Genomic DNA, 19,352 nt, shown 5'->3' with positions numbered 1-19,352 from the left:
AATAATCAACATGCTTTCTGTTTATCCGAATCGGTCTATTTAAGCCCGATACATTAAGTCTATTTCATCATTAAGTTCAGTTAGTTGCTGCGCCAATTGTTGCAATCCTTCTTCGATAATAGGGTCTGGAACCTGCATTGGTTCATGACTTTCCAACCGTTCACAAAGTGCAAGTATGGCAGCAGCCCCTAAAATTTGTGCTGAACCATTAATACGATGCAAATGATTTTGCAATGCGGCCCAATCTCCTATACGAGCAGCCTCTTTAGCGGATGTCAGGTCTTTGCCATTTTCCACTTGAGAAGTCGTCAACATTTGCTGCATTAATTTGTCATCACCCAATGTTAATGTTTTGAGTAATTCGAGATCGATAAGCTCCCCCAATCGAGATCTTGGCTGGCGTATATCGATCAAGCGTAATGAAGATTCTAACTGTTGCAAATTCACTGGCTTAAAGAGACATAAATTCATCCCTATGGCGAGGCAGCGCTCTTTCTCCTCTGCTTGCGCATTAGCCGTTAATCCCCAAATAACAATATCTTGATTGAAGCCTCGAATATGGCGTGTGAGGGTAATGCCGTCCATATTCGGCATATTGATATCTGTAATCAGCAGGTCATAGCTATTTCGCTTAATTAATTCTAATGCCTGAACCCCATCTATAGCTTCGTCGATATGATATCCCAACTTATCTAACTGGCGTCTTAACAGCAGGCGATTGTTGGGATGGTCATCAGCAACGAGAATATTAAGATTTTTAGGTAGCTCGGTTGCGTATTTTGACGTCAGTGTTGCGATAACTGCGTCACGCGAAACCTCCGGCGTAAACGTAGCCGTTAAGGTCGTTCCCTGGCCCAATTCACTGAGCATCTTAATTTCACCGCCCATGCGTGAGACCAGTTCGCGACATATTGCCAAACCGAGGCCGGACCCCATTTGCTGTTTACCTACTTGCGTTTGGCTAAAGGGTGTAAACAACTTTTGCTGATCTTGTTGGCTGATTCCAGAGCCAGTATCCGACACGCTCAATATTAATTGAGTTTGCATCTTACTCTTGGCATGTGTTTCGACACAGACCTCAATGCTGCCTTGTTGTGTAAATTTAATGGCATTGCTGAGGAAATTACTTAATATCTGCCTTAGGGCTTGCGGGTCAAGCCACAGATATTCCCCTTTCACTAATCGATTAACAAAAATGAGCTGGAGATTTTTTTGTTTCGCCAGCCCTGCAAATGTTCTTAGCGTACTGGTTATCAAAGCTTCCACATCGACCCATTCAGGCGCTAGTTCAAAATTGCCGGATTCAATTTTCTCCATGTCCAAGACATCGCCGATTAATCCTAGCAAGTGCTGGGCGGTGGCATAGGCTAATTGAATCGATTCTTGATCTTCGTCAGGAGATTGTTTATGGGTAGATAGCAACTCTAAGAAGCCCATAATGGTACTAATCGGAGTCCGAATTTCATGGCTCATGCTCGCTAAGAAAGTGCTTTTTGCCTGATTGGCATGTATCGCTTTGTCTTTTTCTATCTGAAGCGCTTTCATTAACTGCTTCGATTCGGTGATATCTTGCCAGCCACAAATAATGGTTGCAGGAACATTCGCGGGCATAAGGCAAAGGGTCAGCCAATGCACAATATGCCGCTCTTCTTGGCCGTTATTGAGCACCAAGTGATGAGCAAGGACGGATTCCGGTATCAGACCTTTTTCAATATCATGATGGATGACTGAGAAGATATTGGCGAGTGGGTGGCGGCTATCAAATAACGATGGGCGGATCTCTTCACGCATCTCCGGTGAAAAGAAATCTGTAAACGCACTATTATAGCTCTGTAACTCACCTTCCAGTGATATGACATAAACTGGCATGGGAATCGCATTAGAGAGTGTTTGGCGAAAACTGAGTTGAGTTTCGAGTGCTGCTTGTGTTTTTTTTCTCATGCGGATTTCGCGGGAAAGATAAAGCCCCCATAACAAACTACTAAAGATCAACAGCGCAGCTAACGCAATGACCAAGTAAAATTGTTTGTTATATAAATTCCAAGTATCAATTTTAACATTAGGCATTTTCGCCCATTTAGCCGCCAGACGTGATATTTCCTTTTGCGGAATATCGTCGAGCGATTTATTAAGAATCTGTTGTAACTCTGTATTCCCTCGAGGGAATGCAAAACTAATTAATGCTGGTGTATCATCAGCAATACGGAAATATTTTAATTCTCCGAGATAATAATGGTCAATCATATACCGAGCAGACAGTAAATTATAGATAGAAGCATCTACACGACCATCTTTCACCATGTTGAGCGCCACACTACTATTATCGACATTAATCCATTGAATATTGGGATATCGACTTTTTAACTGCTCATACAGCGTATGGTATTCAGGTATGGCGACTTTCATGCCCGCAGATAATTTTGTAATGCCATCAGGTTTATCTCTGACAACTGCAACAAATGGTGTCGCAATAAAAGGGTGAGTGAAAGAAAGATAATATTCACGCTCTAAACTGTAGGTTGTCGTGGGCAATATATCCCAATCACCCTTGCGCATAATATTAGCCATTTCACTGTTAGAATTGACGATAATGGGCTCGAATTCCAGGCCTGTTTTTAGTTGAATAAGATTAAGAATATCGCCAATAAGCCCCCGGATTTCCAAATTTTCATCCACCATCGTAAAAGGGGCATAGTAAGGATTAATGAGTACACGCAGCTTAGGATTTTTTTGTAGCCAGAGTTGTTCTTTTGGCGTCAGAGGAAGTGGTTTAGCAAGGTGTGAGAGGCTAACACCATCAACCCAAAATTGAGTTTCATGATTATGAATTTGATCTCTTTCTACATTGAGGAATGTATTGATAATATCAATGAGCAGCTTTTCGCTTTCTAACGCGATGAAGCGGTTACTGATCTGCGGTTTTTCCCAGAATTTGACCACGCTAAGCGTATAGGGAAAATCCCTCGCCATGACGATATTGCCGGTGAGATTGTTGCCAATAAAATAGTCGCTTTGTCGCTCGACAACCGATTCCAACGCCCGATATTCACTGTCAAAAGAAACAATATTGGCATTAGGAAATGATTGCTTGATAAATTCCTCTGACGGAAATCCCCCTGAAATAGCAATGTTGACGCGTTTATTCGTATGTAGCGGCTGCATTGTTTCGTCTTGCCGCGCCACCAGCATGGGATAAGAGCGAACTATCGGTTCAGAGACAATAAAAGGGCTATTGATAGCGATATAGTCGGTCTGTTTGGTGAGGATAAGATCTACGTCACGCGATTTTATCGCCGCCAAGGCTTGCTGTTGGTCAGGGTAGCGCTTTACTTCTATGTCAGTATTAAGGGATCTTTGTAAGAGCGCCAAATAATCTGCATTCATCCCCCGATAACGCCCAGTCAGACTACTAAATGCCAGCGGGGGATATTCGGGAGGATAGACAGCCACTGTCAGCTTATTTTTTTTCGCTAACCAAAGTAGCTCATCATTGCTGAGTTTTATTGTCGGGAGGTCTGCTTCAGTGTGACCTGCCAGTTCAAGCGCGATAGGCGTGACGGGGTCTGCATAAGCCAAGGGCATCAGCATCATGAGCGAGAAGAAAATACTGATAAATTTTTGTGACATAATGACTAACCAATCTTATTGCGACTGGCAAATGAAAATAACTCCATTAATGACCTACACTCCAGTTTTTCCATTAAACGACTTTTATAGGTACTGACTGTTTTACTGCTGATGTTCATCTCGGATGCAATCTGCGCGGTATCCATACTATTTAAAATATGCCGCATAACTTTGATTTCTTGCGATGAGAGAGATTGCAGCTTTTCTTCTTCAGAGTTGAGGCTGCCGACAAATCCACTTAATGAAAAGGGGAAATAGCTATATCCATTCTGGGCAGCATTTATCGCAGCAGTAATATTTGTCATACCTTCTTTTTTACTCACGAAGGCATTTGCACCTGCATCAGCACTCCGTTTGCCATAGAAGATATTATTTTTAGCTGAAACAACGATAATAATACCGTTATATTGTTTTTTTCTTAGTGCTTCAACAACTTCTATGCCTGTGAGTGTTGGGATATCAACATCTAAGATAACAATCTCTGGTTGATGACTTTCAATCAGCGCTAGCGCTTCTGCACCATCAGACGCTTCAAGTGATACGGTAATCCCTTCATTTTCCAGTAAGTTTCGGATAGCAATCCTGGCTAACGGATGGTCATCAACAATGATAGCGCTCATCTGGGTATCCTTATTTCACTTTATTATTGCCCATGGTTATTCAGTATAGTAGTAATGGAATTAAAGGTATTGATTTTGTTTAAATTTCTATTTAATTACTCACATTTGAAGACTTTTCTCAAGTGTTAAATCTCATTGTAATTCACTGATGTAATGAATTTTATGCATAAAAATTCATTGAAGATATTATATGTTACTTTATATACACGTAATAGAGCAGAAAATTAATTGGAATTAATATTTCGATGTGATTATTTTAATTTAATCTATCGGCGACACTGATATAAATGTAGTGGAAAATGCTTATGCCGGTAAATATCCTCCTTTAAGGATTTAATGGTTGTCTGGTGTCATATGAAAACTAAAACTCATTCATGGAATATACTAACCACTATCCCTGCTGGAAAATAACCAGCTCATAAGGACCATCATCACTAAGTTTATCCTTCCTGCGATAACCGATGCCGGTTGGGGCATCCACGTGCAGATCCAGCCAGGAGGTCAAACTTCGCGACGTCAAAGTGGTGGTGCGCGGCAAGTTAGCAGCATGTCTGACGGTGAAATCAGCGGATATTGTCCTAATAGCAACCTTTGTTAATGCGATAGTTTAGTGCTTCAGATTGACGATGGATAAAATGTAGATTTATTGATAAATATCAAAGTTAGGTGATTATTCTAACTTTGATATAAGAATGAGATTGATGTGTAAAATCATAAAATAATGGCGGCATTGAATTTTCTATCAGCCATTCGATCTTATAATCCCTAGGTGTATTTTTAATATTTAATTTTACACTGCAATTAAGTGATTATTTTATTTATTTATTTTCAATTGCTTACCATCAAGTCATTGATGGTGATTGTTTCTCAAGTATTAAATTTTATTAATATTTCGTTATGTAATAAAATTTATATCGATAGGGTTTTTATTTTTATTTTTTGCATTTCATTTTGAGGTTGAAATGTTGTATTTTTCATTTTTGTGACATTGCCGACTTATTCAGATATTAATAATAATTAATCTATATTATCAAAAGTTATTTCTATGGTTTTTACTATTCTTGGTGTTTGTTTGATTTTTTTGATTACAGGGTTATAAAAACATGGCAATAAAAAAAACTAAAATTTATATATTGATTTTTATTGGGATTGTATTAGGAATAATTGGTTTTAGTGGTGGAAGCTATGTATTGCATAAAACCTCTGAAACCAGTTTTTGCCTTTCTTGCCATACCATGCAAGCACCTTATGATGAGTATCAAGCTTCAATACACTTTAAAAATCAAAAAGGTATCCGGGCTGAGTGTTCAGATTGCCACATACCTAAGGCACCACTCGATTTTATTATTGCAAAAATAAAAGCCGGCAAAGATGTCTATCACCAGTTTATTACCGGAAGTATTGACACCCCTGAAAAATTCGAAGAACAACGTCTGGCTATGGCCCAGACCGTTTGGCAGCAGCTCAAAGAAAATGATTCTGCCACTTGTCGCTCCTGTCATCAGTTTGATGCGATGGATCTCGCAGCACAAAGTGCCGATGCACAAAAAATGCATAATCTGGCCATAAAAGAACAGCAGACCTGTATTGATTGCCATAAAGGAATCGCCCATTTCCCGCCTGAAATCAAAATGGATGACAAGGCGTTAGACGAATTGATGGCTTTGGCAAAACAGACATCTGCCGAAGCGAAAGAAGTTTATCCGGTTCAGCCCGTTAAGTTGGGGGATTTTGGTACGGCTTATCCGGCGACTGCACTACAGGTACTTAACACTGACGGTACTCAGCGAGAAATTATGTTGAGTGGGGTTCAGATGAAAGGCGCTGAACAAGTTATTTATATAGAAAAAGGTCAGCGCCTGATTTTGGCTTCGTTAACCGAGCAAGGTGAAAAAGCGTTAAAAATTAATGGGGAATTCACTAAGGACGAGTACGACAACCAATGGCGGCCGGTCACGCTCACCGTCACCATTACGGAACCTGTTTTATCGGATCGCCAGCCATTATGGGGTTATGCAGAAAATCTGGATAACGTTTACTGTTCCGGCTGTCACGCCAAAATATCCTCCAAACATTACACCGTTAATGCCTGGCCTGCGGTAGCAAAAGGCATGGGGGCAAGAACCGATATCACGCCACAAGACCTGGACATTTTAACCAAATATTTTCAGTACAACGCCAAGGACATCAACAGTCACTAGTCTAACGAGGATGGCATATGGATCTTTCACGTAGAGGTTTTATTAAAGGTGCGGGTGTTACTGCTGGAGCGATGGTGATCTCTTCTGCCATTCCGTTGCCAGCATGGGCTAATGCACCCGCAGGGACTATTCTGACTGCAGGGCGCTGGGGCGCCATGTATGTTGAAGTAAAAGACGGCAAAGTTGTTTCATCGAAGGGCGCGTTAGCCACAACAATACCTAATAGCTTACAGACTACCGCACCTGATCAGATAAATACCAACGCCAAGATTAAATACCCAATGGTACGCAAAAGCTTCCTTGCTGCACCGGGTAAACCCGATGGTAAGCGCGGCAGCGACGAGTTTGTCAAAATTTCCTGGGATGATGCCATGAAGCTAATTCATGAGCAGCATATGCGTATTCGTCAAGAAAATGGCCCCGCATCGGTCTTTGCTGGCTCCTATGGTTGGCGCTCCAGTGGTGTATTACATAAGGCTCAAACATTACTTCAACGTTATATGAGCTTAGCGGGAGGATATTCAGGTCATCTGGGCGATTACTCGACCGGTGCTGCACAAGTGATTATGCCGCACGTGGTGGGTTCTGTTGAAGTTTATGAACAACAGACCACTTACCCGATGATTCTGGAACATTCAAAGGTCGTTGTTTTGTGGGGTGTTAATCCACTGAATACGCTGAAGATTGCTTGGAGCAGTACCGACGAGCAAGGCCTTGAATTCTTCAATCAGCTCAAGAGTTCAGGAAAAACCATTATTGCCATTGACCCAATGCGTTCAGAAACGATTGATTTCTTTGGTGAACAGGCGCAATGGTTGGCCCCAAATATGGGGACTGATGTGGCTATGATGCTGGGTATTGCGCATACTTTAGTCACTAAGTCCTTACATGATAAGGCGTTCCTGGAGAAATACACCACTGGGTATGATCGCTTCGAGGAGTACTTGCTCGGGAAGCAAGACAATACGCCGAAGAGTGCAGCTTGGGCTGAGGAGATCTGTGGCGTACCGGCGGCTCAACTCGAATTATTGGCTGAGATCTTCAGTAAAAACAGTACCATGCTCATGGGTGGATGGGGCATTCAGCGCCAGCAATACGGTGAGCAAAAACACTGGATGATGGTGACGCTGGCCGCCATGTTGGGGCAAATTGGTACTGAAGGTGGTGGTTTTGGCTTCTCCTATCACTATTCTAACGGCGGTAACCCGACCCGCTCTGGTGGTGTACTTTCTGCGATATCATCCTCCGTCGCCGGAACATCTTCAGCAGGGAATGACTGGGCAGCGTCAGATGCAGTGAACAGTTTCCCACTGGCTCGTATTGTTGAAGCGCTGGAAAAACCGAATACTAAATATCAGCATAATGGCCATGAACTGACTTACCCTGACATCAAAATGATCTGGTGGGCTGGCGGTGCTAACTTTACGCATCATCAAGATACCAACCGTTTGATTAAAGCCTGGCAAAAACCAGAACTGATTGTGGTCTCCGAATGTTACTGGACTGCCGCAGCTAAGCATGCCGATATTGTTTTACCGATTACCACGTCGTTTGAACGTAATGATCTGACTATGACCGGTGATTACAGTAACCAGCATTTGGTTCCGATGAAGCAGGTCATCGCTCCGCAGTTTGAAGCCCGCAATGACTTTGATGTATTTGCTGATATGTCTGAGTTACTCAAACCAGGTGGCCGTAAAGTTTATACTGAAGGTAAAGAAGAGATGGACTGGCTGCGAGAGTTTTATGACGCGGCACAGAAGGGCGCTCGTGCGCAGCGTGTTGCCATGCCGCAGTTTAATCAGTTCTGGCAGGACAATAAGCTGATTGAAATGCGTAAAAATGAAAAGAACGCAAAATATGTTCGCTATGCTGAGTTTAGGGATGACCCGGTCATGAATCCATTAGGTACGCCAAGTGGAAAAATAGAAATCTTCTCGAAAACCATCGAAGGTTATGGCTATAAAGATTGCCCACCGCACCCTACATGGCTTGCGCCTGATGAGTGGAAAGGGTCAGCCAAAGAGGGCCAGCTCCAGTTATTAACTGCCCATCCGGCACACCGTCTTCACAGCCAGCTTAACTATGCCAAGCTACGTGAGCTTTATGCTGTTGATAATCGCGAGCCTATTACTATTCATCCTGAGGATGCTAAAGCTCGCGGCATTGCCAATGGTGATTTAGTCAGAGCCTTTAACGATCGTGGGCAGGTGTTAGTTGGTGCGGTAGTTTCTGACGGCATTAAGCCCGGCGTCGTTTGTATCCATGAAGGTGCATGGCCGGACCTTGATCCTGCAACCGGTATTTGTAAGAACGGCGGGGCAAACGTCCTGACGCTGGATATCCCAACGTCTCAGTTAGCCAATGGTTGTTCCGGTAATACTGCGTTGGTTTCTATTGAGAAATATACCGGCCCAGCGCTGACGCTAACGGCATTTGATCCTCCGCAGGGGGCCAGTGTTTAAAACCGAAACACTGCGATCGCTATTGATTACCGATCGCAATACCGCTGAACTGCACCCCAAATGTTGGATGCCCAACAGCTAGGGTGCAGTTTTTTTATGGCTAAATTTTGACATGGTTTCAAATGAGTGAGGTTTTGACCTATCTGGTCTTTATTTGATTTTTAAGTGATTTGAATCTGAACGAGACACGATGAGAAGCGGTTATGGTGTCCCCAGAAGGAAACAAATGTATAAGTATTCAAATGATTTAAAAGAAAATTTTATTTTTTATTCATAAAGAATCCCAACATTTATACCAACGGATGAATTTGAGTTTTAAATAATCATTTTAGGCGCATAAAATCCGGTGAAAAAGCCTAAAAGCTTATAGTTACTATGCTATCACAAAGGGCTTATTCATAGCGGAGCGTGGTGATGAAAAAGTGGTCGGATACCCAGACTGAAACAATCAAAAAATGGATGAATATCGATACATATCATCAGTTTGAAAACATATCTCTTGAGCGGCTTTATCATGAGTTAGTGATGAGATCGTTATTTTTTAAATCTGAAAATGGAGATCTTGAAGTTATACTGGCTAAATTGATGTGTTTTTTACAAAATACTTTACATTTAATCAAAGAATCTTTTATTTAAAGGCTTAGCTTAATATCGGTATGGATATACACAAGAAGGTGTCAGCCTTGGCAACTGGTTCAAAGAGCTTGCCCGTCAGGAGTTGGTAAAGTAGGAGATTGAAGCAAAGGGGTGATACAGGCTATTTATATCACCCAATTTAACTATATTTATCAACAAAAAACATAATGGAACTATGAGTAAATCGGAGCATTATTGGTTCCGATATCTGTTATTTCCTGTGTCAGTTTTTTTAGTTTTTTACCATGAGAGTAGTAACCAACTAATTCTATTGGGTCTTGATATAAACATAAAATAAGTGGATATTGATCATCAAGGCAGTCATCATAAGAGTATTTCTTATTAGAGCTTTTGAATGCCATATGTATGGATTCTATATATCCACTTTTACCGGGGAAAATGAAAACACTTCTTATATCTTCAGCGTCATTTTCAAGTAAACCTAACGCTTTTGCATAATAAAATTGTTTCACTATATCGGATAATCCTGGAGCATCATGGATGTTGCTAGCTTTATAATATTTGGCATCAATAATTATAAATCTATTAGTATTACTTTCTTTGATAACAATATCCGTCTTATGCCCTCTGGACGATGCAAGTATATATTCATCTGATATCTTATACACAGGGGCTGTTAGCCTATGATTTATATATATTTTATTATCTATTACCTTTCCAAGCATATGCTCCCACATTCCATGAAATTCTTTTATGCCTGTAATTAAATTGTTGCTTTCTTTACCACTTGCATCTAGAAGATACTGATAAATGGAGTTTAATAAAAAAATATTTCTTTCAGTGTATGTGTTTTCCAGCTCTTTTTTAATAATGGCTAGCTGTCCGTCAACATCCATTTCAGAATGACGTATGGAATTCAGTGTATTTTCATAATAAGAATTATCTGAGTAAGTAAGCCAGCCTAAATCTGTGCTTATACCCCTAATTATTTTCGAGTGAATTCGTGATATCTCATTATCAGATTCAGTTCTCTTCTCTGTTCCCTCTAAATCAAGATAAAACGGCGCATCATCAGTAGGGTATGGGGAGAATGAACGAATAGTCTTTTTCCAGTTTATTTTCCCTGAATTAATTGTTTTTCTATTTGTGCGGCGTTTGTATAACCCGTTAAGATTGAAATCCTCCAGAAGAGAAATGATCAGGCTTAGGCTTTTTTCTCCGACAAAGCCTTCACCAGAGTCGTCATTTTTGACAAGGTTTTTTGGTGACTGTTGGTATATATGAATTGCGTTTAAAAGATCTCTGGCTATACCTTCTTTATCAGTAACAGATAAATTTTCAATGTCACTAATGCCGCTGTTTCTTGGTAAGAAAATATATGGTCTGTTTTTAAAATATACCAACCCGACGAAATGAACATTTATGTCATCGTCAGTGATAATACCTTTTGATACCAGAAAAGAGCTCAAAGAGGTTGGGATCTTATTCACATTCATTCGGTCGTTATAAAATGTTAAATTTTTCAACTTATTAACTCCGAAAAGATTAATACTTAGACGTTACCGACTCAATTTTCTCTTCTATATTTTCATTGAAAATAGGCTTTCCAGATATAAATGCGTTAAATAAATCCCCGTAAGTGCTAAATTCCTCTGAACGGAATATGAAGTTCTTCTTACCATGACGTAACACATCATCCCAAAGATAAACTAATAATTTCCCTGCCAGCGTTGCTCTCGCAATTTCTGGGGTATTCAATTCAATTTCGTCAAGAAATCTATGTCCCAATAATCTATCTTCCGGTATTTTTAGGGATTTCAGTTCATCATTCAATATTTTTGCAAAATCTTTCCAGTGAATGTTGACTGTTTTTACATCGCCATCTTCAGATAGTATATCAATCGGAATAATTCCCTCTGTTGCCTGACTGTAATTTATTAATAGATATTCAAATTGCCAGCGGCGCTTAAACGCAGTATCCATTGGCATTACGGCCTGATCACTGCTATTCATTGTTGCCAGAATGCTTAAATTTCTAGGGATTTTTAATGTTGTTATTTTTTCACCAACTCTATCATTGATATAGTCAAGCATATCAGGATCTGATATATCAATTTCATATTTACTTTCCCCAATTCCGTTGCGATCTAATAGCTGAAATATTTCACCAAAAACAGCAGGTGCTGATGCTCTGTTTATTTCTTCGATAACAAGATATACATTTACTTTCAGATTTTTGACATTAAGAGCTTCAATTACTGCTCTTATAAATGGACCGGCCCGAAACTCATATACTACTTTTTTATTGCCACTGCTGTCTTCGATCGTTCTGGGTTTAAGACTACCTACAAAATCAGAATACTGCATATCTGGATAGAAAACAGTTCTTATGCATTTTGACGAACCTATTAATTCATTAATTCTATGACTCTTTCCTGTTCCCGGAGCGCCATAATATATCTTGTTTATCCCAAACATAATTTCATTAGGAACATTTTTTTCTGTTAACTCGAATAAATATTCTTCATTGTCTGGCAACTGACCACTTAAGTAATTAATAGCATTTTCGATATAACCCTCTTCTAAGTGCATTGATTTTTCAACATAGTTTGAGTCATTGCTGTTAGCACTAGTAATTACTTTGTTTATAAGTGAAAATAATGGCAAGGTCTGAACTGTTGATAATGCGTTGATCACATCATCGTTAATATATTCTGAAAACAAATATCTCCAGTCGTCTTCTACATAATCACTGTTTACCTTAAATTCATCAATGTTATTCTGAATGTCTTTTAAAACAGAAATAAGCTGGGGCAGAGTGATGGAAAAATATTTTGTTCCATTCCTTCGCCCTGTATTTGAAAAAATAAAACTAGGAGCTACCTGACCGTATGAAACAGACATTGAACTTGATAGTTTTGAACAATCGTTTATAAATTCATCAATAGGTTTTATATACATAAATTATCCATTGCATGTGTTTTTGTACAGCGCTATGATTACCAGGACAGAAACCGGATAAGTAATGGAATCGCCTGCACCTATGAAAAAAAACAAAGCATACTATATCAAGAATTTAAGAAAAAGACTGGGTCTGGGTAAGACTGATTTTGCTAATCTTCTGGGAATGGGTGTATCTGGTGAACGCACGGTGAGGGGATGGGAGTCCGGTGAACATAACCCCACACTTAATAAGTGGAAAGAGATCATTAAACTGGAAGATGCCATGAGAACTAAATCTGTAAATTCCCCTTTCAAGCAAGAATCTATCGAAAACAGTAAATTCACATTTATTGATCTGTTTGCTGGAATTGGTGGAATTCGCTTACCTTTCCAGAAGTTAGGTGGATATTGTGTTTTTACGTCCGAGTGGGACAAGTTTGCTCAAAAAACTTACCTGGCTAATTATGGCGAGATGCCCGATGGCGATATTACTACCATAAAGGCGTCTGATATCGCTGATCATGATATTCTTTTGGGTGGTTTTCCGTGTCAGGCGTTCTCGCAGGCAGGTTTAAAACAAGGGTTCAGTGATACGCGGGGAACCATGTTCTTTGAGATCCAGCGTATACTCACTGAAAAAAGGCCAAAAGTATTTCTTCTTGAAAATGTTAAGCAATTACAAGGGCATAATAAAGGATATACGCTTAAAACAATTATTAATATTCTTCAGGGAAAAAATGAGAAAGAAATTCCGGCTGCTATTCCTATGAGCGATGAGGCTCGTAATGCTTTGTCTCAACGCCTGAATTATTGGGTTGATTATAAAGTTTTACGTGCAGCAGACTTCGGAGTTCCTCAGAACAGAGAGCGGATATTTATAATTGGTTTTGATAAGGATTATTTTAAAGGGGTGAACTTTGATACGCTGTTCTCATGGCCTGAAGCTCCCAAGACACAAACTCGTTTAGGTGAGATCCTTCAGTCCCAGAATGAATTAGATGAGATCCAGATTAGCCTTAATAAAGATGTATATACTATCTCTGATAAGCTGTGGAGCGGGCATAAGAAAAGAAAGGAAGAACATAAAACAAAAGGCAATGGGTTTGGATATTCTCTTTTTAATGAGAAAAGTCCATATGCTAATACTATCAGTGCCCGTTACTATAAAGATGGTTCTGAAATCCTTATCGATCAAAGTAAAATTGGTAAAAATCCCAGAAAGCTTACGCCGCGCGAATGTGCCCGTTTGCAGGGATTCCCAGAAGAGTTTGTTGTTGATGCCGTATCTCATGGGCAGATATATAAGCAATTTGGAAATTCTGTTTGTGTAAAAGTTATTGAAGCAGTTGCAATCCAACTGGTTGAAGCACTAGAAAAAGCTACATCTTTAATTGAAAAAAGTAGTAAGGTGGCTTGATAATTAATTGATATGTAATTGCTAATCATACATCTGAAAGTTTCAAGCTTTCAGATGTATGTGCTGTTAATAATTTTGAAAGCTGTTTTTGTAATTTATACATACAAATTTATATCGTTATTCCATAGTAATTACATAATTTTTCGAAACTCAGCTTCCAGTTCGAAAGAAACAGTTTTTCTCTTGATCTATATAGTCTTTCAAGTATCTCCTCTTTACTTTTAACACTACCAAAGTGAATTTTTCTATGACAATTTGGGCATAGTGAAAATATATTACATATATGGTCAAGTGAAATTGAGAAATCCTTCTGCACTGATAACGGTATTAGATGGTGAGCTTCCATAAACTCAAGCTTTGTTATCGGGGATATAAATGTTTTATGAGCGCTTCCATATTCACATTGATAGTTTGCTTTTTCGAGAGCTTGCCGTGCTATAGCCACGTTTCTTGGAAACAGTAAACTAGTTCTCTCAAAGGGAATACCGGCCTGTGAAAGTAAAATTCCTTTCTGATATTTGTCATCATCAGTATCCAGAGTGCTTATTAGACAAGCTTTATCACTGTCGTCTGAAAATTTTTTCCAAGTTTGTAGTGGAATAAAACCAATTATTGGAAGAGATATGTTATTTTTAGTATATATTATAAATATATCCCCCGTATTACCATAAAACTCTATACTCATATATAATCTTAACTCATTTCCTTTTTTTTTCGGATGAACAATAAGGATTTCTTTGGTTTCTAAATTTTCAAACCCCTCATCTTCTAGAGTTAATAATTTTACTCTCTCTGGTAATTTTTCTTTATTACTTATTCCACGTCTGTTGAATTCATTGAGATCGAAATATTTGGCTAATATGTCTTTTTCATAACGATCCAGAGTAATGCTGCGATCTCCTGTTGCTTCACGATCTGTTACCTCAGAATAAGCGCCTGCATCCGCTCCCAGTAACTGCAATTGTCCCTGATTCATGAATGGCATACTACATCTCCTTGTTTTATAGTTTATTTTTATGAATCTAAATATCTGTTGATAATTCTAGCCTCTTCTGTGTGATCTTTAAAGAGAGTTAGCTTGTGTGATTTTTATACACACACTCTTTAATCTATAATGTCTGAGAAAAGTGAAGGGATGATATACAACGGACTTATAGTGAGTGTTAGTGGTTTTAATACCTATTTAAATCAGTATGTTATAGATTTTATCTGATTATTGGAGTTTTTATGGCTGATGTTCATAGTCCTGAGATCCGCAGTAAGAATATGAAGGCGATCCGTAATCATGATACGCAGATTGAACTTAAGCTAAATACTATGCTTGGAGATCTTGGATTTGAATTTCAAACACAGGTAAAAGAATTGCCCGGAAAACCTGATTTTGTTATTGAACAATATAGAAAAATAATTTTCACTCATGGCTGTTTTTGGCATAAGCATGACTGCCATCTGTTCAAACCACCTGCCACGAGAACTGATTTTTGGATGGAAAAAATTGGGAAAAACGTTGTGCGGGATAAAAATGTCTATGAAAAGCTCAGGGATGGTGGCTGGCATGTAATGATTATCTGGGAGTGTGCGATAAAAGGTAGACTAAAACTCTCTCCCCTGCAGCTTTTAGACAGGGTTGAGGAATGGGTTTGTGCAGGGGATTATTCGGCAGAAATTGATACTGATGGTATGCACAGGAAAAACATTTAAACCTTATGATAATGCTCAAGTAGACAAGGTTATGGTGTCCCCGACTGACTTCATTAAATTGTCTGAGAGGCGCTAAATTAAAGGGTTTTAAATTGCGGTGTTATATGGATACCCCCAATAACACCCCCAATTCGTTTTTCATGCTGCTTTTCGTGGTTCGATTTCCAGGTTCGATTTCCACGCAAGATAATCAGAATACTTCCAGCGAGACATTCGTCCAAGCTTAATTTGTTTTGGGAACACCCCTCGCTTAATCAGATCATAAAACCATTTGGACGTCATGCCGGTGTCCGCAGTAATAAATTTCATGTCTACTAGCGAGTCAGGTCCAAGTGACTCCTTACTTGTTTTCATAGTTGACCTCTTATCTCTTTATCAATCCCATCACCGATTCCACTTAAACTGACCATTCAGAACGCCAATGGCGAAAAGAAGCCAAGCCAGCTTGTAGCCAAGTGGCTTTATCTTCTCGTAGTGGCGCAGGATGATAGGGCGGGTAATGGAGTCTTTGTTTGTGTTGGCCGGCAGAGCGGCTAGGGTGGTTTTGATTTCGCTGTTACAATTCTTTGCGGCTGATAGGAGGGCGCTTTGTTTCTCTTCAGGAGTCACATGTCACCATCCTTTCACCCAAACGAGATAGAACGCAGCGCATACGCCGATAAGCAGCAGAATCCAATCTAGGTACGTCATCACAAAGCTAGCTACACTCATAAATCACCATTAACCTTTCGATACCCAGCATTATAAATAGCCTCAGCAACATCAATAGGCTGATAGCTATCAGCAAGTCCATTCTGAATATTTAAAATGTCCTCAATTGCTGAATTACGCCGAGCCAATTCCTCCCCGTCCAATATTTCATTGCACAAGCCAACGCACTCATTGCAAATATTTACCGATGGGCCGGTAATAATGCGAACCTCGCTTTCAGGTTTTTTGCAAAATGAGCATGTAACTCCTAGCGGTACCTCTTCAACTTTCCACTTAGCGAAATCAATTTTCATAGCCATCATCCGAATATCCCCATAACAGCTTCATTCTCAATCGTGTAAATAGTTGCCAGCACCGCCCATGTGATGATGACGACAAAGAACCATACACCGTCTGATATTTTTGGTAGTTTCATGCTGCTTTACTCCCAGATAAAACATTAGGACTCAGCCACAGGCACTCAAGGCGCTTAACCGAGCCTTTTCGTCCGGCTGCCGATGATTGTTTTTCCTGCTTTGCCCAGCCGCCAAGAATGTCGTTATACATATCCGTGTTGTAGCCGCTAAGCACGACCATACCCTCAAGCTTGTTCACGGTATCGAGCAGGTTTAAGTGGGCGGCATTATCCATTTCATGGCGGTAGTATCGGGATGAAATGACGCGGGTGTCATGGACGTATGGCGGGTCAACAAAGTGAAGCGTTGAAACTGTGTCGTGGTCTAGCATGCATTGGACTGCATCGCGATTCTCTACCAGGACACCTTCGAATCTCTGTCCAACTGCCGCTAAGTTTTCAGGCATCCTTGCCCACAAGTGCTGAGCGGTTGCAGAACTGCGCTTGGTATCTAGTCGAAAACCGGTTGTTCCTTTTGTTGCGCCGGCAGAACCAAATCCCATTGTTGCTCTGATTACTAATTTCCGCGCCTTCTCGACCATCGTTTCTGCTTCGCCGTATGCGCCTGTAAATTCGTCGCGAGAGTAGGGGGTCAGAATCAATGACTCGATAAGGCATTCACGCAGCGTCATGTCGCGCAGAACTAAAAAGAGATTAACTACGTCACCATCTAAATCGTTATAGACCTCTGCGTAGCTCCGTTCTTTCCTTAAAAGCACTGAGGCTGCGCCACCGAATGGTTCTACATAATGGGTGTGGGCGGGAAAGTGGCTGATAACCCACGGTGCCAATCTGAATTTTCCACCGTGGTAACGTATAGCGGGGTGTTTGATTTCGTTCATGCCGCCTCCTTTACTGCTTTAAGATGCGGAGCGTTAGCTTGGTAAACAGCTTCAGCGAAACCTCGTGGTGTGGCACTTCGAATGTTCTTCACACGTTCTGACTTTCCACCTAACTTCAGATGCTGAGTTGAATAACCCTCAGGAACAGGAACTGGCAACTTATCTGGCATAACAAACCCTCCACCGGTCCATAGGCACGTTTTCTTGGGATAGGCATCACGCGGGGCAATGTAATCGGGGTAGGTTGGATGTGCGTCATCAACTGGCAGATAACCGCCGAAGTCGCTCGGATTAAAGATGAAATCTGGTTTTCCGAATATGCCACTGAAAACGCTAATAGGGTTTTCAAAGAACCAGGGAGCTCCGGTTATTTCGCCAATCATCCGGCATTGCTCAGCCACCAGTGCCGCCTTTGCTTGAAAGTGGATATCAGCTTTGCGTTTCTTTTCAAAGTGGGCGGCACCGCTTACTGCCACATCAGTACATGGCGGGAACCCTGCAACAAAAACGATTTTCTCTTTCCGGATAACGTCACCCAATGCGCCGGCTGCCGTGAGAACTGTCTCTGGCCACTTTCGTATTCTTCCCTGGTTACTTTTCTCGATATGCTGAGGGTCAATCAAAATTGCATCATACCCAGCCGTAACCCACGGTCCCGCCATAATTCCAGTCAGGTCGCACAGGCAAATAATCGTTCCTCTACTCATGCCACTCTCCCTTTCCTTCGCTCATCAATTTCGAAGTCGTCACGGCATCCTTCGTCACAGAAGAGTCCGCGAGTGATTGGCTGTCGACACTCTGAGAAGTGGCAGAAGCCAGTGAATGCCATTGCTGGCTTGCGATTAGCGATACCGATTTCTATGTCCAGAGACTCAAGCTCTTGGGCCCTGTCAATTTCATCGCACATTAAGCCACCTCGTCATTTACCGGCTCGGATGTGAAATCTTTCAGTGCCTTTTCACATGCAAGACTTACTCGGTTGATGTGCTGCTGCATAGCTTGCAAAGAATCAATTTCTGACTTCATCACGCTACGCATAATCAATGCGGTGATAAGCTGGCTCAGCTTTGGGTAATACCCGACAGTCTTTTCATAGGTCTGCCCAGCATGCTTGCTATCATTGCCAAACACATTCTTTGAACTGAGCGTGAACTGATATTCGTCACTAGTGATGACGTAATTTTCTATTTCGATACGCATAGGGAATCTCCAGTTATTTAGATGAAGTCCGTTTCCCTTTGATTGCTTTCTCGCAATCGTTCCATACTGTTTTAGCGAAGTGTTGACGTGGTATGCTGAGGACGTAGCGGCGTTGTTCACCGTTAGGGCCGATAGGCTCGTTGAGCCACTTTTCGAATGAGTCGCTCATGATTTACTCCCAATAAAAAACCCCGCATTAGCGAGGTTCATTGAGGTGGTGACGCTTAGTAACTGTTGAACATAAAGTAAGTATTTAATCCGTTATCTTGCTCATCCATGAGCTTCCAGCTTCTTTCATATCTGACTATGTAGTCGTTAGCCTGTGATGGGCTGTAGTGATGATTAACCTTTTCAAGCTCAGCAATAAATCGAGCGGTTGAGACAACTTTCCGTCCACTCGGCTCAATGACGATTGAGGCTCTAAAGGCTATTGGTACATCCTGACGACGCGCCATTTGCTTATCCTCCGCTTACTTTATTGGAGTATAGCGCGGTTACCGATAGACTTCGCCGCACATGAGCACAGCATCAGGCCTTCGCTCTTTAATTCGCGCTAACATAATTGTGCATTCGGATTTAGTAGGGTAGATATCTTCTGAGACTGGTAGGGCATCGCAACTATCGTTAAAGCAGG

General features: G+C 40.8%; 18 protein-coding genes and 1 pseudogene. 6 read left to right on the top strand and 13 right to left on the bottom strand.

Features of this window, described 5'->3' with window-relative positions:
• Positions 1-39 precede the first annotated feature (39 nt).
• Positions 40-3,627, bottom strand: a complete 3,588-nt coding sequence (locus BN68_RS14875) for a response regulator (RefSeq protein WP_019211962.1) — start codon at positions 3,625-3,627, stop codon at positions 40-42.
• A 5-nt stretch (positions 3,628-3,632) separates the two neighbouring features.
• Positions 3,633-4,247 (bottom strand): acid-sensing system DNA-binding response regulator EvgA, encoded by a 615-nt coding sequence (gene evgA, locus BN68_RS14870; protein ID WP_019211961.1) that lies wholly within the window; start codon positions 4,245-4,247, stop codon positions 3,633-3,635.
• 397 nt (positions 4,248-4,644) lie between these two features.
• On the opposite strand from evgA, the pseudogene BN68_RS24360 reads away from it, so the two are divergent.
• From BN68_RS24360 to BN68_RS14855, 4 genes and pseudogenes are all read left to right on the top strand, one after another.
• Positions 4,645-4,828, top strand: a pseudogene (locus BN68_RS24360) (hypothetical protein); the annotation flags it as partial.
• Between the two features lie 522 nt (positions 4,829-5,350).
• Complete coding sequence (locus BN68_RS14865; protein WP_019211960.1) at positions 5,351-6,448, top strand: NapC/NirT family cytochrome c; 1,098 nt, start codon at positions 5,351-5,353, stop codon at positions 6,446-6,448.
• Between the two features lie 17 nt (positions 6,449-6,465).
• Positions 6,466-8,913, top strand: coding sequence for a trimethylamine-N-oxide reductase 2 (locus tag BN68_RS14860; RefSeq protein ID WP_019211959.1), 2,448 nt, complete (start codon positions 6,466-6,468; stop codon positions 8,911-8,913).
• A gap of 414 nt (positions 8,914-9,327) precedes the next feature.
• Positions 9,328-9,549: a DUF6387 family protein gene (locus tag BN68_RS14855; RefSeq protein WP_019211958.1), complete on the top strand. Its 222-nt coding sequence runs from the start codon at positions 9,328-9,330 to the stop codon at positions 9,547-9,549.
• A gap of 173 nt (positions 9,550-9,722) precedes the next feature.
• On the opposite strand, the gene BN68_RS14850 is transcribed toward BN68_RS14855, so the two are convergent.
• Together BN68_RS14850 and BN68_RS14845 are read right to left on the bottom strand one after the other, a co-directional pair.
• The gene (locus tag BN68_RS14850; protein WP_019211957.1) at positions 9,723-11,036 is read right to left on the bottom strand and encodes an LlaJI family restriction endonuclease; all 1,314 of its coding nucleotides are present in this window, start codon (positions 11,034-11,036) and stop codon (positions 9,723-9,725) included.
• 19 nt (positions 11,037-11,055) lie between these two features.
• The gene (locus tag BN68_RS14845; RefSeq protein ID WP_019211956.1) at positions 11,056-12,471 is read right to left on the bottom strand and encodes an AAA family ATPase; all 1,416 of its coding nucleotides are present in this window, start codon (positions 12,469-12,471) and stop codon (positions 11,056-11,058) included.
• A gap of 64 nt (positions 12,472-12,535) precedes the next feature.
• Between BN68_RS14845 and dcm the strand changes: the two genes are divergently transcribed.
• Complete coding sequence (gene dcm, locus BN68_RS14840; protein WP_019211955.1) at positions 12,536-13,870, top strand: DNA (cytosine-5-)-methyltransferase; 1,335 nt, start codon at positions 12,536-12,538, stop codon at positions 13,868-13,870.
• A gap of 109 nt (positions 13,871-13,979) precedes the next feature.
• Here dcm and BN68_RS22990 read toward each other — a convergent pair whose 3' ends face one another.
• Positions 13,980-14,855 (bottom strand): HNH endonuclease, encoded by an 876-nt coding sequence (locus BN68_RS22990; protein ID WP_019211954.1) that lies wholly within the window; start codon positions 14,853-14,855, stop codon positions 13,980-13,982.
• A gap of 242 nt (positions 14,856-15,097) precedes the next feature.
• Here BN68_RS22990 and BN68_RS14830 point away from each other — a divergent pair, with 242 nt between their 5' ends.
• Positions 15,098-15,571, top strand: a complete 474-nt coding sequence (locus BN68_RS14830) for a very short patch repair endonuclease (protein WP_019211953.1) — start codon at positions 15,098-15,100, stop codon at positions 15,569-15,571.
• 138 nt (positions 15,572-15,709) lie between these two features.
• Here BN68_RS14830 and BN68_RS14825 read toward each other — a convergent pair whose 3' ends face one another.
• The 8 genes from BN68_RS14825 to BN68_RS23970 all read right to left on the bottom strand — a co-directional run bounded on the left by BN68_RS14825 (position 15,710) and on the right by BN68_RS23970 (position 19,173).
• Complete coding sequence (locus BN68_RS14825) at positions 15,710-15,925, bottom strand: helix-turn-helix transcriptional regulator (protein ID WP_019211952.1); 216 nt, start codon at positions 15,923-15,925, stop codon at positions 15,710-15,712.
• A gap of 30 nt (positions 15,926-15,955) precedes the next feature.
• On the bottom strand, positions 15,956-16,180 hold the full coding sequence (locus tag BN68_RS14820; RefSeq protein WP_019211951.1) for a hypothetical protein: 225 nt from the start codon (positions 16,178-16,180) through the stop codon (positions 15,956-15,958).
• A gap of 98 nt (positions 16,181-16,278) precedes the next feature.
• Entirely contained in the window at positions 16,279-16,584 is a 306-nt protein-coding gene (locus tag BN68_RS14815) for a ClpX C4-type zinc finger protein (RefSeq protein WP_019211950.1), read from the bottom strand.
• Between the two features lie 109 nt (positions 16,585-16,693).
• Positions 16,694-17,518, bottom strand: a complete 825-nt coding sequence (locus BN68_RS14810) for a DNA adenine methylase (RefSeq protein WP_019211948.1) — start codon at positions 17,516-17,518, stop codon at positions 16,694-16,696.
• Positions 17,515-18,225 carry a hypothetical protein gene (locus BN68_RS14805; protein ID WP_019211947.1) on the bottom strand — a complete coding sequence of 237 codons (711 nt, stop codon included), beginning with the start codon at positions 18,223-18,225 and terminating at the stop codon, positions 17,515-17,517. The genes BN68_RS14810 and BN68_RS14805 overlap by 4 nt, the downstream gene beginning before the upstream one ends.
• Positions 18,226-18,424: 199 nt before the next feature.
• A complete protein-coding gene (locus BN68_RS14795) occupies positions 18,425-18,718 on the bottom strand; it encodes a DUF5405 family protein (RefSeq protein ID WP_019211945.1) in 294 nt (97 codons plus the stop codon).
• A gap of 13 nt (positions 18,719-18,731) precedes the next feature.
• The gene (locus tag BN68_RS23975; RefSeq protein ID WP_155965387.1) at positions 18,732-18,887 is read right to left on the bottom strand and encodes a hypothetical protein; all 156 of its coding nucleotides are present in this window, start codon (positions 18,885-18,887) and stop codon (positions 18,732-18,734) included.
• Between the two features lie 55 nt (positions 18,888-18,942).
• Entirely contained in the window at positions 18,943-19,173 is a 231-nt protein-coding gene (locus tag BN68_RS23970; RefSeq protein WP_019211944.1) for a hypothetical protein, read from the bottom strand.
• Positions 19,174-19,352: the final 179 nt, after the last annotated feature.

Origin of the sequence: Yersinia massiliensis CCUG 53443, assembly GCF_000312485.1 — a bacterium.
Lineage (GTDB): Bacteria > Pseudomonadota > Gammaproteobacteria > Enterobacterales > Enterobacteriaceae > Yersinia > Yersinia massiliensis.
This window is presented reverse-complemented; position numbering and strand designations above follow the sequence as displayed.

What these genes read in the sequence shown, in the direction of transcription:
- BN68_RS14865 (WP_019211960.1), top strand. Translation starts at nt 5,351, where the DNA reads ATGGCAATAAAAAAAACTAAAATTTATATATTGATTTTTATTGGGATT.
- BN68_RS23975 (WP_155965387.1), bottom strand. Translation starts at nt 18,887, where the DNA reads ATGAGCGACTCATTCGAAAAGTGGCTCAACGAGCCTATCGGCCCTAAC.
- BN68_RS14805 (WP_019211947.1), bottom strand. Translation starts at nt 18,225, where the DNA reads ATGAGTAGAGGAACGATTATTTGCCTGTGCGACCTGACTGGAATTATG.
- BN68_RS23970 (WP_019211944.1), bottom strand. Translation starts at nt 19,173, where the DNA reads ATGGCGCGTCGTCAGGATGTACCAATAGCCTTTAGAGCCTCAATCGTC.
- BN68_RS14825 (WP_019211952.1), bottom strand. Translation starts at nt 15,925, where the DNA reads ATGAAAACAAGTAAGGAGTCACTTGGACCTGACTCGCTAGTAGACATG.
- BN68_RS14875 (WP_019211962.1), bottom strand. Translation starts at nt 3,627, where the DNA reads ATGTCACAAAAATTTATCAGTATTTTCTTCTCGCTCATGATGCTGATG.
- BN68_RS14795 (WP_019211945.1), bottom strand. Translation starts at nt 18,718, where the DNA reads ATGCGTATCGAAATAGAAAATTACGTCATCACTAGTGACGAATATCAG.
- BN68_RS14830 (WP_019211953.1), top strand. Translation starts at nt 15,098, where the DNA reads ATGGCTGATGTTCATAGTCCTGAGATCCGCAGTAAGAATATGAAGGCG.
- BN68_RS14855 (WP_019211958.1), top strand. Translation starts at nt 9,328, where the DNA reads ATGAAAAAGTGGTCGGATACCCAGACTGAAACAATCAAAAAATGGATG.
- BN68_RS14860 (WP_019211959.1), top strand. Translation starts at nt 6,466, where the DNA reads ATGGATCTTTCACGTAGAGGTTTTATTAAAGGTGCGGGTGTTACTGCT.
- BN68_RS14845 (WP_019211956.1), bottom strand. Translation starts at nt 12,471, where the DNA reads ATGTATATAAAACCTATTGATGAATTTATAAACGATTGTTCAAAACTA.
- BN68_RS14815 (WP_019211950.1), bottom strand. Translation starts at nt 16,584, where the DNA reads ATGATGGCTATGAAAATTGATTTCGCTAAGTGGAAAGTTGAAGAGGTA.
- dcm (WP_019211955.1), top strand. Translation starts at nt 12,536, where the DNA reads ATGGAATCGCCTGCACCTATGAAAAAAAACAAAGCATACTATATCAAG.
- BN68_RS14810 (WP_019211948.1), bottom strand. Translation starts at nt 17,518, where the DNA reads ATGAACGAAATCAAACACCCCGCTATACGTTACCACGGTGGAAAATTC.
- evgA (WP_019211961.1), bottom strand. Translation starts at nt 4,247, where the DNA reads ATGAGCGCTATCATTGTTGATGACCATCCGTTAGCCAGGATTGCTATC.
- BN68_RS22990 (WP_019211954.1), bottom strand. Translation starts at nt 14,855, where the DNA reads ATGCCATTCATGAATCAGGGACAATTGCAGTTACTGGGAGCGGATGCA.